Annotated in this window: 13 protein-coding genes; 7 read left to right on the top strand and 6 right to left on the bottom strand. The window is 74.2% G+C overall.

What is annotated here, in order from left to right; all coding sequences use genetic code 11:
• Nucleotides 1-210 precede the first annotated feature (210 nt).
• The 4 genes from ACIBPC_RS06660 to ACIBPC_RS06645 form a co-directional block, all read right to left on the bottom strand.
• Nucleotides 211-1809 carry an ABC-F family ATP-binding cassette domain-containing protein gene (locus ACIBPC_RS06660; protein ID WP_362966610.1) on the bottom strand — a complete coding sequence of 533 codons (1599 nt, stop codon included), beginning with the start codon at nt 1807-1809 and terminating at the stop codon, nt 211-213.
• 303 nt (nt 1810-2112) lie between these two features.
• Entirely contained in the window at nt 2113-3486 is a 1374-nt protein-coding gene (locus ACIBPC_RS06655) for a hypothetical protein (RefSeq protein WP_398841704.1), read from the bottom strand.
• A gap of 64 nt (nt 3487-3550) precedes the next feature.
• The gene (locus ACIBPC_RS06650; RefSeq protein ID WP_398841703.1) at nt 3551-4672 is read right to left on the bottom strand and encodes an alpha/beta hydrolase; all 1122 of its coding nucleotides are present in this window, start codon (nt 4670-4672) and stop codon (nt 3551-3553) included.
• A gap of 55 nt (nt 4673-4727) precedes the next feature.
• The gene (locus ACIBPC_RS06645) at nt 4728-5393 is read right to left on the bottom strand and encodes a class II aldolase/adducin family protein (protein ID WP_398841702.1); all 666 of its coding nucleotides are present in this window, start codon (nt 5391-5393) and stop codon (nt 4728-4730) included.
• A 70-nt stretch (nt 5394-5463) separates the two neighbouring features.
• Between ACIBPC_RS06645 and ACIBPC_RS06640 the strand changes: the two genes are divergently transcribed.
• The 3 genes from ACIBPC_RS06640 to ACIBPC_RS06630 all read left to right on the top strand — a co-directional run bounded on the left by ACIBPC_RS06640 (nt 5464) and on the right by ACIBPC_RS06630 (nt 7878).
• Nucleotides 5464-6747, top strand: coding sequence for an anion permease (locus ACIBPC_RS06640; RefSeq protein ID WP_398841700.1), 1284 nt, complete (start codon nt 5464-5466; stop codon nt 6745-6747).
• Between the two features lie 78 nt (nt 6748-6825).
• Entirely contained in the window at nt 6826-7020 is a 195-nt protein-coding gene (locus ACIBPC_RS06635; RefSeq protein ID WP_398841698.1) for a hypothetical protein, read from the top strand.
• 174 nt (nt 7021-7194) lie between these two features.
• The gene (locus ACIBPC_RS06630; RefSeq protein WP_362966622.1) at nt 7195-7878 is read left to right on the top strand and encodes a CbiX/SirB N-terminal domain-containing protein; all 684 of its coding nucleotides are present in this window, start codon (nt 7195-7197) and stop codon (nt 7876-7878) included.
• 337 nt (nt 7879-8215) lie between these two features.
• On the opposite strand, the gene ACIBPC_RS06625 is transcribed toward ACIBPC_RS06630, so the two are convergent.
• Complete coding sequence (locus tag ACIBPC_RS06625; RefSeq protein ID WP_398841697.1) at nt 8216-9169, bottom strand: SCO1860 family LAETG-anchored protein; 954 nt, start codon at nt 9167-9169, stop codon at nt 8216-8218.
• Nucleotides 9170-9308: 139 nt separating this feature from the next.
• Nucleotides 9309-10400, bottom strand: a complete 1092-nt coding sequence (locus tag ACIBPC_RS06620) for an amidohydrolase family protein (RefSeq protein WP_398841695.1) — start codon at nt 10398-10400, stop codon at nt 9309-9311.
• 666 nt (nt 10401-11066) lie between these two features.
• On the opposite strand from ACIBPC_RS06620, the gene ectA reads away from it, so the two are divergent.
• The 4 genes from ectA (at nt 11067) to thpD (ending at nt 14326) form a co-directional block, all read left to right on the top strand.
• The gene (gene ectA, locus ACIBPC_RS06615) at nt 11067-11555 is read left to right on the top strand and encodes a diaminobutyrate acetyltransferase (protein ID WP_362966711.1); all 489 of its coding nucleotides are present in this window, start codon (nt 11067-11069) and stop codon (nt 11553-11555) included.
• A gap of 86 nt (nt 11556-11641) precedes the next feature.
• Nucleotides 11642-12904 carry a diaminobutyrate--2-oxoglutarate transaminase gene (ectB, locus tag ACIBPC_RS06610; RefSeq protein WP_398841693.1) on the top strand — a complete coding sequence of 421 codons (1263 nt, stop codon included), beginning with the start codon at nt 11642-11644 and terminating at the stop codon, nt 12902-12904.
• Nucleotides 12905-12958: 54 nt separating this feature from the next.
• Nucleotides 12959-13357 (top strand): ectoine synthase, encoded by a 399-nt coding sequence (locus tag ACIBPC_RS06605; protein WP_362966632.1) that lies wholly within the window; start codon nt 12959-12961, stop codon nt 13355-13357.
• A gap of 69 nt (nt 13358-13426) precedes the next feature.
• Complete coding sequence (gene thpD / locus ACIBPC_RS06600; RefSeq protein WP_398841692.1) at nt 13427-14326, top strand: ectoine hydroxylase; 900 nt, start codon at nt 13427-13429, stop codon at nt 14324-14326.
• Nucleotides 14327-14346: the final 20 nt, after the last annotated feature.

The following is a 14346-nucleotide window of genomic DNA, read 5'->3' as shown; positions in this document are numbered from 1 at the left end:
CGGGGCGGTCCGCGGGGGTGCGGGGGGCCGGTCACGGCGGGGGAACGCGCTGGTCAGCGCGGTCGGCGCGGAGACGTCACGACGGCTCGCCCCGCGGCGTGGCGACACGCCGCGGTACGAGCCGTCCTCACTCAGATGAATGATCAAGCGTCGGCCGAATGATCCACCGCGCATGATCACCCGTGCCGGGAACGGCGGGTGCGGCGGCCGTCAGGCGAGGGCGACCAGGTCCGCGTAGTCGGGGCTCCACAGGTCCTCGACGCCGTCCGGCAGCATGATGATCCGCTCGGGCTGGAGGGCGTCCACGGCGCCCTCGTCGTGCGTGACGAGGACGACGGCGCCCGTGAAGCTGTGCAGGGCGCCGAGGATCTCCTCGCGGCTGGCGGGGTCGAGGTTGTTCGTCGGCTCGTCGAGGAGCAGGACGTTGGCGGACGAGACGACGAGGGTGGCCAGCGCCAGCCGGGTCTTCTCGCCGCCGGAGAGCACCCCGGCGGGCTTGTCCACGTCGTCGCCCGAGAAGAGGAACGAGCCGAGCGTCTTGCGGACGTCCACCATGTCGAGGTCGGGCGCGGACGAGCGCATGTTCTCCAGGACGGTGCGCTCCGGGTCCAGCGTCTCGTGCTCCTGCGCGTAGTAGCCGAGCTTGAGGCCGTGGCCGGGGGTGACCCCGCCCGTGTCCGGCTTCTCGACGCCCGCGAGCAGCCGCAGCAGCGTCGTCTTGCCCGCGCCGTTGAGGCCCAGGATGACGACGCGTGAGCCCTTGTCGATGGCGAGGGAGACGTCGGTGAAGATCTCCAGCGAGCCGTACGACTTGGACAGGCCCTCGGCGGTGAGGGGCGTACGGCCGCAGGGCGCGGGGTCGGGGAAGCGGAGCTTGGCGACCTTGTCGTGCTGGCGCTCGGCCTCCAGGCCCGACAGCAGCCGTTCGGCGCGGCGCGCCATGTTCTGCGCGGCGGTCGCCTTCGTCGCCTTGGCGCGCATCTTGTCGGCCTGGGCGTTGAGGGCGGCGGCCTTCTTCTCGGCGTTGGCGCGCTCGCGCTTGCGGCGCTTCTCGTCCGCCTCGCGCTGGATCTGGTACTGCTTCCAGCCCATGTTGTAGACGTCGATCGCGGCGCGGTTGGCGTCGAGGTAGAAGACCTTGTTGACGACCGTCTCGACGAGGTCGATGTCGTGCGAGATGACGACGAGGCCGCCGCGGTAGGTCTTCAGGAAGTCCCGCAGCCAGACGATGGAGTCGGCGTCGAGGTGGTTCGTGGGCTCGTCCAGGAGCAGGATGTCGGCGTCCGAGAAGAGGATGCGGGCCAGCTCGACGCGGCGGCGCTGGCCGCCGGAGAGCGTGTGCAGCGGCTGGCCGAGGACGCGGTCCGGCAGGCCCAGGCTGGCGGCGATGGTCGCGGCCTCGGCCTCGGCGGCGTACCCGCCGCGGGTGAGGAACTCGGTCTCCAGGCGCTCGTACCGGCGCATCGCGCGGTCGCGGACGTCGCCCTGCCCGCTGGCCATGCGCTCCTCGCTCTCGCGCATGCCGCGCAGGACCGAGTCGAGGCCGCGGGCGGCGAGGATGCGGTCGCGGGCCAGGACGTCGAGGTCGCCGGTGCGGGGGTCCTGCGGGAGGTAGCCGACCTCGCCCGAGCGTGTGATGGCGCCGCCCGCCGGGTTCCCCTCCCCCGCGAGGCACTTGGTGAGGGTGGTCTTGCCTGCGCCGTTGCGGCCGACGAGGCCGATCCGGTCGCCCTGCGCGATGCGGAAGGAGGCGCTCTCGATCAGGATGCGGGCGCCGGCGCGCAGTTCGACTCCACTGGCGGTGATCATGGACGGGTACTCCGAAGCGGGACGTGTACGTGCGGACAGGGGGACGGGCAGCTGCCGGGAGGGCTTACGTCCGCTAGGCCAGGAGGGGGCGAGTGTCCATGCGGCCAGTCTAACGGCGTGCGGCAACCGCTTTTCCGCTGAGGGCAGGGGCCCGTCGAGGGAGGGGCCGTTGAGGGCAGGGGCCGTCGAGGGAGGGGGCCTGCCGCGGGCGCGGGGGCGGGGTGCGCGGCGGCGGGGCGGGGCGTGCGCGCCGCGCGGGGGCGCCCGTACCGGCCCGCCCGCGCCCGTGCGCCCGCCCGCCGGTCAGGCGCCGCCCGCGTGGACCTGGAACGCGGCCCTGCGGACCCGGCGGGCCGTCGCGGGGTCGGGGTGGGCGGCGGCGAGCGCCATCAGGACCTGGACGGTGCGGGGGTGGCCGCAGGTCCTGATGTCGGTGAGCAGCTGGGCGAGCGAGGTCTGGGGCGCGGCGTCGAGGTGGTCGAGGAGGAGGCGTTCCGAGCCGTTCTCCTGGGCGGCGGACGCGGTGTCCACCCACAGCCAGGTGGCCTCGCCCGGGGTGAGGACGCCCTGGTGGGAGTCGGCGTGGTCGCGGGGGTCGCCGCCCTCGTGGTCGGCGAGCCACAGCAGGGCGTACGGGCGCAGCACGGGCTCGGCGGCGGCGGCCCGTACGGCGCCGATGGCGGGGGCGCCGACGACGCGCAGGGCCTCGAAGGCGAGGCCGCGGATGAGGGCGTCCTCGCCGCGCGCCGCGTCGAGCAGCTCGGCGACGGCGGGGCCCGCGGCACGGACGGCGAGCCAGGCGCGGTACTCGGCGCGCGAGGGGCCAGGCGTGAGGTTGGCGCAGCCGCGCAGCATGTCCACGGCGGACTGCTCGATGTTCCCCGCGCCCGTGGTGCTCTGGGCGGCGATGCAGATCTGCTCCAGCTTGGTCCACATGGCCCAGCTGCCGAGGTCGGTGAGGCGGGCGCGGGCGGGGCGGACGCCGCGGGCGTGGAGGGTGAGGGCGCCGACCCCGGCGAGCGCGTCCAGGGCCCAGCCGAGGAGGCGTTCCTGCTCCGCCGCGTCGCCCTCGGCGGGTATGCCGGGGCCGGTGCGGTCCGCGCGCAGCTCGCTGACGCGGCGGGTGAGGAGGTCGATGAGGCCGTCGGCGGTGACCGGTCCGGCCGACAGGTGCATCACGGACAGCAGTTGGGGGACGGCGGCGACGATGTCGGCGGCCTCGTACGGGTCCGCGTCGGCGGGTGCGGGGCGGGAGAGCGACCAGGCGTCGAAGAGGGCGACCCAGCCGCGCAGGACGGCGGTGTCGTCGCGCTCCCAGGCGCGCAGGCGCCAGCCGGCCCGCACGGTCCCGGCGTCGGCCTGTTCGATGAGGCCGGCGAGGCGGGCGCGGCCCCAGTGCTCGCTGACCTGACTCGGGCTCAGGCCGAGGTCGTCCGCCGCCTGCTGGAGTGCCGCCTCGGGCGAGCTGCCGGTGCGGTCGGCCCAGCGGGCGAGGCGTACGGCGTCGGCCAGGAGTCTGCGTGCCTGGCCGGCGAGGCGCTCCTGGGGGGCGATGCCTCGGGGAGGGCGTGGTGTGCGTCTGCCGACCGCGCCGCGCCTGCCGCCGTCGGCGGTGCGCTGGGGAGGGGTCTGGGGGACAAGTCGCAACCGGGGCTCACGCGGAGTTCGGGACGTCACCCGAGCAGTTTCACCGGTCGGGCCCGGAATCCCAAACTCCCCGTACAGGGGCTTGTATGACGAGTCACATGAGCGGGGTGAGGAAGCGCCGGAGTACCTCCTCGTAGGCGGTGGGGTCGGCGTTCCACATGGCGGCGTGGCCCGCGTCGGGCACCGGGTGCAGGGTCGCCGTCTGCGGGTGGCGTTCGACGAGCGCGCGCGACGCCTCCCAGGGGGCGATCGTGTCGCCGGGGCCGTGGATCACGAGGACGGGCAGGGCCGAGCCGCGGCCCTTCTCGTCCAGGTCGGGCGGGGGCTGTTCGACGTCCTCCGTGGTCCGCAGGGCCAGCGGCCACAGGGCGCCGGGGACGCCGCGGTGCTGCGCGAGGGCGCGGACGGTGGTGGCGGGGTCGAGGACCGGGGAGTCGAGGACCAGGCCGCTGATCCGGCCGCGCAGGGGGGAGCGGACGGCGGTGTTCAGGGCCATGGTCGCGCCGGTGGAGCTGCCGTAGAGGACGACGCTGCCCGCGCCGCAGCGCACGGCGTAGCGCAGGGCGGCCTCGGCGTCGGTCCACTCGGCGGAGCCGAGGCCGGTGGGCTCGGTCCCGTCCTTGGCGTTCCCCCGGTCGCCGTGCCCTTCGGGGGAGCCGGGGACGAGGACGGACAGTTCCTGGTGGTGGAGGAACGGCAGGACGTTGAGCGCCTGTTCGCGTGTCGCGCCCAGGCCGTGCAGGAGGATCACCCAGGTGTCGCGCAGGCCGGGGACGAACCAGGAGGGCAGCGTTCCCCGGTCGCCGGTGACGTCCACCTCGGAGAAGTCGATGCCGAGGGCGCTGCCGGGGTCGCCCGCGTAGAGCTGCGGGGACAGCGTGACGGTCGCGCCGGGCGCGAGGTCGCCCCGGGTGACGCGTTCGAGGCGGCGCACCACCGTGTCGGGGGTGCCGTTCGGGGCGTGGTCGACGACGGGGCCGACGACGGCGCGGCAGTCCTTGCCGACCAGGGCGTAGGTGCCGGGCAGGACGGACTCGGCGGTGCGGGTGAGCGTGACCCGGCCCGCGGCCGTGCCGTGCACGGTGAGCCGCGCGGTCGGGAAGGCCGTGGGACCGCCGCGGGAACGGCGGTTCGTCACGGCGACGGCCAGGGCCGCCGCCGCTCCGGCACTCAGGAGTGTGGTGGCGGCTACGGCCGCCTGGGTGCGCCGACGCATGATCTCTAGCATGCGCCCGTGGCGGCTGTTCGGCCACCGGGAGCGCGTGCGGGGGTCAGCCCTTGCCGTAGTCGCGCAGGTGGGAGGCGACGTCGGCGAGGTCGCCTGGGGACAGCAGCGAGGGGTGGTGGCCCGGGACGGAGGAGGCGGCCAGCCAGAGCCTGCACATCCATTCGAGCTGGGCGGTGTTGTCGAACGCCTGGCGCAGGTCGCGGCCGTGGACGAGGGTGCCGTGGTTGCGCAGGAGGCAGCCGCTGCGGTCGCGGAGTGCGGCCAGGGCGTGGGCGGCCAGGGTGTCGCTGCCGTAGCGGGCGTAGGGGGCGACGCGTACGGGGCCGCCCAGGGCGGCGGTCATGTAGTGGATCGCGGGCAGTTCGTCGACGAGGGTGGACACGGCCGTGGCGTGCACGGCGTGGGTGTGGACGATGGCGTGTGCCGCGTCCGTGGCGCGGTAGACGGCCAGGTGCATCGGCAGCTCGCTGGTGGGCGGGCGCGGGCCGGTGATGCGGTTGCCTTCGAGATCGACGGCCAGCAGGTCGCGGGGGCCGAGCAGGTCGTAGGGGACACCGCTCGGGGTGACCAGGACGGCGCCCGGCACGCGCACCGAGAGGTTGCCCGACGTGCCGACGACGAGGCCGTCTTCGACGGTCCGGCGGGCGTACGCGAGCAGCTCCCTCCAGGCCCGGCGCCAAGTATCAGGAACACGCCGCCGCAAATTCATCTGCTGTTCACCTATTCACCTTACGTTAACGGCGTTTGCCCCCCGGCCCGCCGAATGATTGTCCAGGTACATGGAACACATCACGCTGTTGATCACCATCGTGATCATCACGGCCCTGGCGTTCGACTTCACCAACGGATTCCACGACACGGCCAACGCGATGGCCACCACGATCTCGACCGGGGCCATGAAGCCCCGTGCGGCGGTGGCGATGTCGGCCGCCCTGAATCTGATCGGCGCGTTCCTCTCCGTGGAGGTGGCCCGCACGATCTCCGGCGGGATCATCGACGAGGAGGCGGGCGTCCGCCCCGAAGTGATCTTCGCCGGCCTCGTCGGCGCGATCGTGTGGAACCTCCTCACCTGGCTGGCGGGCCTGCCCTCCAGCTCGTCGCACGCCCTGTTCGGCGGCCTGATCGGCGCGACCCTCGCGTCCGTCGGCTCCGGCGCGATCAACGGCGACGCGGTCGTCACCAAGGTGCTGATCCCGGCCGTGGCCGCCCCGCTGGTCGCCGGTGTCGCCGCGATGCTCGCGACCCGGCTGACGTACCGCGTCACCCGGGGCACCGACGAGCGGTCCGCCGCGCGCGGCTACCGCACCGGCCAGATCGCCTCGGCCGCGCTCGTCTCCCTGGCGCACGGCACCAACGACGCGCAGAAGACCATGGGCGTCATGACGCTCGCGCTGATCACCGGCGGGTCGCTCGCCCCGGGCGCCGACCCGCCGATGTGGGTCATCGCCTCGGCGGGCACGGCGATCGCGCTGGGCACGTACCTGGGCGGCTGGCGCATCATCCGCACGATGGGGCGCGGCCTGACCGACATCCAGCCGCCGCAGGGCTTCGCCGCCCAGACCGGCGCGGCGACCACGATCCTCGCCTCCTCGCACATGGGCTTCGCGCTGTCCACCACGCAGGTCTGCTCCGGCGCGGTGATGGGCTGCGGGCTCGGCCGCAAGGGCGGCGTGGTCCGCTGGTCCACGGCGGCGCGGATGGTCGTCGCCTGGGGGCTGACGCTGCCGGCCGCCGGGCTCATCGGCGCGGGCGGCGCGCTGCTCGCCGACCAGGGCGACTGGGGCGTGGCGGCGGTCGCGGTGCTGCTGGTCGCGGCGTCCGGGCTGATCTGGTCCCTGTCGCGCCGCCGCCCCGTGGACGCGGCGAACGTCAACGAGCTGGATGACACCGGTCTCCCGAGTGCCGCCGCCCAGGCGGACGGCACGGCGGCCGGGGTGAACGGGAGCGTGGCGGCGAAGGTGAACGGCGACGGGACCGCCGTGGCGGCCGCGCCGCAGGTCGTCCTCCCCGCCCCCGCCGCACCGGTGTCCGCCCCGGCCCCCGCCACGGGACCGGTGCCGTGACCGGCCGCGTGACACGGCCGTACGGCCCGCTCCTCCCGCCCGCCTCCCCCTCCCCCGCTCCTGGACCGAGGTAATCCGATGGACATCGACTGGGGCACGCTCGCCCAGGTCATCGTCGTCTCCGTGGTGCTGACCATCGCGCTGGTCGGCTTCTTCTCGCTCGGCATCAGGGCGGGGTCGTCGGAGCGCGCCGCCGTACGCCCGGTGGGCTACCTGGGCTTCGGCCTGTGCGCGCTGGCCGTCGGTTACGGGATCTTCCTCATCACGGCGTAGCCCGCGCGACCGGCGCCCGGCCGGGGAGGGGTGCGGCGGACCGCCGCCGCGCCGCCGCCCGGCCGGGCGCCGTGCTGTCCGGACCGCGGCGAGGCGACCCCCGGGCGCCGCGCCGCCGCAACACCGGCGAAAATGGATCATGTTGACTGCTTGTGCGTCCCCGGGGAGCCATCCGTGAGTCCGTCCGATCCGCCCGCCCTGCTCGTCGCGCACGAGGGACCGCTGGACGACGAGGGCGCCGCCGCGTTCCGCTCGTTCGTCGGCGGGCTGTCCGACCGGCCGGACGCCGCGGGTGTGCCGGTGGCGGGCCACGGACCCGGTACTCCCCCCGGCCCCGCCCCGGGCGCGGTGGTCGTCGGCCTGGACGCCGCCCCGCTCGCCGCCGAGCTGCTGTACGCGCTGGAGCGGCGCGTCGGCGACGCCGTGACGCTGCCGGAGCGCGCCCGCACGACGGTGCTCCTCGCCGCGCCCGGATCGAGCGACCCCGAGGTGAACGCGGCGGCGCACCGGACGGCGCGGCTGCTGTGGGAGGGCAGCGGGCTGGCGGGCGTCGAGGTGGCGTTCGTCTCGGTGGCGGCGCCGGACGTGCCCTCCGGCCTCGACCGCTGCGTGGCGCTGGGCGCGGAGCGGGTCGTCCTGCTGCCGCTCGCCGTCTTCCCCGGCGGTCACGCCGACCGGGCCAGGGCGCACGCGGAGGGCTGGGCCGCGGCCAGGCCGGGGACCGAGGTGCGGTACGCGGACGTGCTCGGTCCTGTGGACGAGCTGGGCGGCCTGGTGCTGGCGCGCTACCGCGCCGCGGTGGCCGCCGGGCGGTGCGACGCCTGCGGCCACCGCGCGGAACCACTGGCCCCGGCCTGATCCGACCGGTCGTCGAGGAACGGCGTCACGTGAACCGGACGGTGGCCGCGCCCGCCGCCGACACCGCCGGTCCCGGCGAGGTCCGAGCCCTCACCGGCCTGCGGCCGGGCGCCCTCGCCGTCCGCCGGACGGGTGGCGTCCCTGACCGGGGACGCCACCACGCTTCCGTCGGACGGACCGGCGGCCGCCGACGGCCGACGGCCGACGGCGTACCGGGACTGCCGGAACGGCGGCGCCCCGGTGGCCGCCTGGCGGTGCGTCGAACCGCCGACCCCGGCATGACCGACCGGCCGCCGGTGAGCGGCGTCCCCGCCCGGGGACGCCGCTCGGAGCACGGTCAGGCCGACCGGCGGCGCCGTGTGATCCAGACGGTGGCCGCGCCCGCCGCGAGCAGCGCCGCGGCGCCGCCGACGACGAGCGGCGTGCCGGAGCCGCCGCCGGTCTCGGCGAGGTCGGGGCCCTGACCGGTCTGCGGCCGGGTGCCCTCGGCGTCGGCGGGGGGCGCCTCGGTGCCGGGCCGCTCCTCGCCCGGCTCCTCAGTGGGCTCCTCCCCCGGCTCCTCGGCCGCGGCGGGGGCGGTGCAGGCCGCCTCGGCGAGGGTGACCTCGCCGGTGACCTCGGCGACGTTCAGCTCCAGCGGGTTGACGCGGACACCGAGCCGCAGCGCGGCGGCGGACGCGGACGCGTCCGTGGTCTCGGTGCGGGACAGGTCGAGCGTGACCTCGCCGACGCCCGGGACGTCCACCTCGGTGGTGCCCGAGGCGCTCAGCTCGACGGTGCGGCCGAGGACGGTGACGGCGGCCGGCATCGTGACGTCGGCGCGCGGCGCCTCGCCGGGGGCGCAGACGGCGCTGGCCCCGACCACGTCGGCGGCGATCAGCGCGACGCCCGGCAGGCCGGGGACGTGCACCTGGGCGTTGACGAGGGAGACCTCGGCGGCGGCGCCGTCCTCCTCGTCCGCGGTGGCGGTCGCGGACGCGGCCTCGGCCCGCAGGAGTTCGAACGGTGAGCCGCCCGCGACGCCGTCGAGCGTCGCGGTCAGCAGCGTCTCGTCCTCGGTGCCGCCCCCCTCGGGCGCGCCGACCTCGTTGAGGGTGACGGCGAGCGGCAGTTCGAGCGTGCGGTTGAGGAGCGAGACGTTCAGGCCGGTACGGAGCACCGCCGCGTTCGCGGTCCCGCCCGGGGCGTCCTCGCGGTCGTCGGCGGCGGCTGCCGGGGCGAGCGCCCCGAGGAGTGCGGCGACGGTGGCGACGGCTGCGGCGGTGGACCTGCGGAAGGCGGAGTTGGACACGGGTGGCTTACCCCTCTGCGAAGGAGGGACACCGCCGGGTGTGCGGCGGTGTCCGGGACGTCGGTCATCCTTCGGTGCGTGGGGGTGAAAGACCCGTGAAACAGGACCGCTTCACTCGATCGGGCGTAGTTGCGGAGGTTTAGGCAACCACCTGTCCGCGCAGGACGACGCGGGTCGGGCGGGCCAGGACGCGGATGTCCGCGCGGGGGTCGGCCGGGTAGACGACCAGATCGGCCGGGGCGCCCTCGGTGAGCCCCGGGCGGCCGAGCCAGGCGCGGGCGCCCCAGGTGGCGGCGGAGAGCGCGTCGAGCGGCGGGAGACCCGCCCTGACCAGCTCGGCGACCTCGGCGGCGATCAGGCCGTGCGCCACGCCGCCGCCCGCGTCCGTCCCCGTGTAGACGGGCACTCCTGCGTCCCACGCGGCGCGCACGGTGTGGTATCTGCGCTCGTGCAGCCGCCGCATGTGGGCGGACCAGCGGGGGTACTTGGCGTCGCCCCCGGCGGCGAGCGCGGGGAATGTCGCGATGTTGACGAGTGTGGGGACGATGGCGACGCCGTGCTCGGCGAAGAGCGGGATGGTGTCCTCGGTGAGACCGGTCGCGTGCTCGACGCAGTCGATGCCCGCCTCCACGAGGTCGCGCAGGGAGTCCCCGGCGAAGCAGTGGGCGGTGACGCGGGCGCCCTCGGCGTGGGCGGCGGCGACCGCGGCGCGGACGGCGCCGGCGGGCCAGCAGGGGGCGAGGTCGCCGGTGGCGCGGTCGATCCAGTCGCCGACGATCTTCACCCAGCCGTCGCCGCGGCGCGCCTCGCGGCGCACGGCGGCCGCCAGGCCCTCCGGTTCGACCTCGTCGGCGTAGCCGCGGATGTAGCGGCGGGTGCGGGCGATGTGGCGGCCCGCGCGGATGACCGGCGGCAGGTCGGGGCGCGCGTCGGTCCAGCGGGTGTCGGCGGGCGATCCGGCGTCGCGCAGCAGGAGGGCGCCCGCGTCGCGGTCGGCGCGCGCCTGCCGTTCGGTCTCCGCCCTGTCCACGGCGCCGTGCCGTCCGAGGCCGACGTGGCAGTGGGCGTCCACGAGGCCGGGCAGCACCCAGCCGTCGACCGTGACCGTGTCGCGGTCGTGGGCGGGCGGGGTGAGGCTGACGCGTCCGCCGACGACCCACAGGCCGTCCCGTACGTCGTCGGGACCGGCGAGCACGCGTCCCGTGAGATGGAGGTCGGGCACGGGCCCCATGATCACACGGTCCCGGCGGTCTGCACACGGGGGCGACGGCCGCACACCGTGTCGAACGAATCAGGCACTCGGGGTGGTCGCGCGGGGGCCGGCCGCGGGGAATCCGATACGGTGCGGAAGGTGGCGGTCATGTTCCCGACAGAGAGAATTCAGCGGTTTTTCCACCGCGTATTCCGGTGAATATCGAGGGGAGGTTACCGGCGCACTTCTGCCCGCTTTCGCGGACCCTAAACCCCCTTTCGCGGACTCCCCCGACGGTCACCGGATCAGGCCAAGACAAGGACAAGAAGGTCACACGGACGTTACACATCTGTGATGACCCCCACACGAGCGCCCCTTTTGTCCGGTAACTAACGGACAGAACGCCCGTTTTCGCCGACCCGGCCGTCCGCCTTCACGCGCGCGTTACCACAGGAGGGCACGCTTGGTAACCCGAATCCGCCATGCGTTTTTCAGCGTTACTGGGTAAATTCAATCTCCATGACCCCCGCACAACCAGACCCCGCTGACACCGATATCGATGCCCGGCGCGACGGACGTGATCGCGCACATCGCGAAGCGCCCGGCAGTGTGCGAGAACGCGATTTCCCCGCCGATCCCGACGACCGCTTCGAGGCCGGGAGCGACGCCTCCCCCGCCGGCGACGGCCTCGTCCTGGACGCCCCGATGCCCGCCGACGGAGCCGCGCTGTGGCGCATCGCCCGCGACTCCCGCGTCCTTGACCTGAACTCCTCCTACAGCTACCTGCTGTGGTGCCGCGACTACGCGGCGACCTCTATCGTGGCCCGCGACGGATCGGGCGAGGCGGTCGGCTTCATCACCGGGTACACCCGTCCGGAGGCCCCGCGCACCCTGCTGGTCTGGCAGGTGGCGGTCGATCACGCGCAGCGTGGCAAGGGCGTCGCCGCCGCCATGCTGGACGCCCTGGTCCGGCGGGCGGGGAGCGCGCGGGGGGTGAACGCCGTCGAGACCACCGTCACGCCGGACAACCACGCCTCCGACCGCCTCTTCACGTCCTTCGCCGAACGCCACGGCGCCGTCGTCGAGCGCGAGGTGCTGTTCGACGCGGCGCTGTTCCCCGAGGGCGGGCACGCGCCCGAACTGCTCTACCGGATCGGGCCGATAGAGGCCCGCGAAGGCGCGCTCCACCCCTGACCCGACGGCCGCGCGCCCACCCGCACCCCCTGTTGTTCCCCCCACCCGCCGAATCCCTGAGACCTCTCGCAGACCAGGAGACCGCTGTGACCATCACCCAGCCCGACCTGAGCGTCTTCACGACCCTGGAGTCGGAGGTGCGCAGCTACTGCCGTGGCTGGCCCACGATCTTCGACCGCGCCCGCGGCAGCCGCATGTACGACGAGGACGGCCGCACGTACCTCGACTTCTTCGCCGGGGCGGGGTCGCTCAACTACGGCCACAACAACCCGGTCCTCAAGCGCGCCCTGCTCGACTACCTGGAGCGCGACGGCGTCACCCACGGCCTCGACATGTCGACGACGGCCAAACGCGCGTTCCTGGAGACGTTCCGCAGCACCGTGCTGCACCCGCGCGGGCTCGACTACAAGGTGATGTTCCCCGGCCCGACCGGGACCAACGCCGTCGAGGCCGCGCTGAAGCTGGCGCGCAAGGTGAAGGGGCGCGAGTCGATCGTGTCGTTCACCAACGCGTTCCACGGCATGTCGCTGGGCGCGCTGGCCGTCACGGGCAACGCGTTCAAGCGCGCCGGGGCGGGCATCCCGCTGGTGCACGGCACCCCGATGCCGTTCGACGACTACCTGGACGGGCGCACGCCGGACTTCATCTGGTTCGAGCGCCTGCTGGGCGACGCGGGGTCCGGGCTGAACAAGCCGGCCGCCGTGATCGTGGAGACGGTGCAGGGCGAGGGCGGCATCAACGTGGCGCGGCCCGAGTGGCTGCGCGGCCTCGCGGACCTGTGCAAGCGGCACGACATGCTGCTGATCGTCGACGACATCCAGATGGGCTGCGGGCGCACCGGCGCGTTCTTCTCCTTCGAGGAGGCGGGCATCGTCCCCGACATCGTGACGCTGTCGAAGTCCATCAGCGGGTACGGGCTGCCCATGTCGCTGGCGCTGTTCTCGCCCGAGCTGGACATCTGGGAGCCGGGCGAGCACAACGGCACCTTCCGCGGGAACAACCCGGCGTTCGTCACGGCCGCCGCCGCGCTGGACACGTACTGGTCGGACGGCGGCATGGAGAAGCAGACCCTCGCCCGGGGCGAGCAGGTCGAGACGGCGCTGCGCCAGCTGGCCGCCGAGCACACCGGCGCGGCGTACCGGGGGCGCGGGCTCGTGTGGGGCCTCACGTTCGAGGACCCGGAGCGGGCGACGGCGGTGTGCAGGCGCGCGTTCGAGCTGGGGCTGCTGGTGGAGACGTCGGGGCCGCAGAGCGAGGTCGTGAAGCTGCTGCCCGCGCTGACCGTCACGCCCGAGGAGCTGGACGAGGGCCTGCGGACGCTGACCCGCGCGGTGCGCGAGACGGACTGACCGGGCCCCACGCCGCACACACCACTGACCGAGAGCAGACCGAGAGGGAGAAGCGTGATCGTCCGATCGCTGAAGGACATCGAGGGCACCGACCGGGACGTCGAGTCGGCGTCCGGGACCTGGCGCAGCAAGCGCATCGTGCTGGCCAAGGAAGGCGTCGGCTTCTCGCTGCACGAGACGGTGCTCTACGCGGGCACGGAGACGCGGATGTGGTACGCGAACCACATCGAGGCCGTGCTGTGCGTGGAGGGCGAGGCCGAGCTGACCAACGAGGAGACGGGCGAGAAGCACCTGATCACGCCCGGGACCATGTACCTCCTCGACGGGCACGAGAAGCACACGCTGCGCCCGCGCACCGACTTCCGCACCATCTGCGTCTTCAACCCGCCGGTCACCGGCAGGGAGGACCACGACGAGAACGGCGTCTACCCGCTGCTGACCGAGGCGTCGTAGCACGGCGCGGGGCACGCAGCGCGCGCAGGACACGCAGGACACGCAGGACCACGAGGAGAGGAGTCAGTCATGACAGCCGCACCCGAGCGGACAGCCGACCTGTACCCGACCCGGGGCGCCACCGAGGTGGCCACCCCGCGCCAGGACCCGGTGGTGTGGGCGGGCACGGACGCGCCGGGCCCGTTCGCCTCGGCGGAGCTGGCGGCGTTCGAGCGTGACGGGTTCGCCGCGGTCGGGGAGCTGATCACGCCGGACGAGGTGGCGGTCTACCGGGCCGAGCTGGACCGGCTGGTGGACGACCCGCGGATCAGGGCCGACGAACGGTCGATCGTGGAGCCGCAGTCCGGGGAGATCCGCTCGGTCTTCGAGGTGCACCGGATCAGCGAGGTGTTCGCCCGCCTGGTGCGCGACCCGCGGGTGGTGGACCGGGCGCGGCAGATCCTCGGCTCGGAGGTGTACGTCCACCAGAGCCGGATCAACGTGAAGCCGGGCTTCGGGGCCAGCGGGTTCTACTGGCACTCGGACTTCGAGACCTGGCACGCGGAGGACGGCATGCCGCGCATGCGGGCGGTGTCGGTGTCCATCGCGCTGACCGAGAACTACGACACCAACGGCGGCCTGATGATCATGCCGGGCTCGCACACGTCGTTCCTCGGCTGCGCGGGCGAGACGCCGAAGGACAACTACAAGAAGTCGCTCCAGATGCAGGACGCGGGCACGCCGTCGGACGACGCGCTGACGGACTTCGCGGACCGGCACGGGATCAAGCTGTTCACGGGGCGGGCCGGGTCGGCGACCTGGTTCGACTGCAACTGCATGCACGGCTCGGGGGACAACATCACCCCGTATCCGCGCAGCAATGTGTTCATCGTGTTCAACAGCGTGGAGAACGCGGCGGTGGAGCCGTTCGCGGCGCCGGTGCGGCGCCCGGACTTCATCGGCGCGCGGGACTTCACCCCCGTGCGCTAACCGCGCGGCGACGGCGCGAC

It is taken from the genome of Streptomyces sp. NPDC049879 (genome assembly GCF_044461265.1).
In the GTDB taxonomy this organism is placed as follows: domain Bacteria; phylum Actinomycetota; class Actinomycetes; order Streptomycetales; family Streptomycetaceae; genus Streptomyces.
This window is presented reverse-complemented; position numbering and strand designations above follow the sequence as displayed.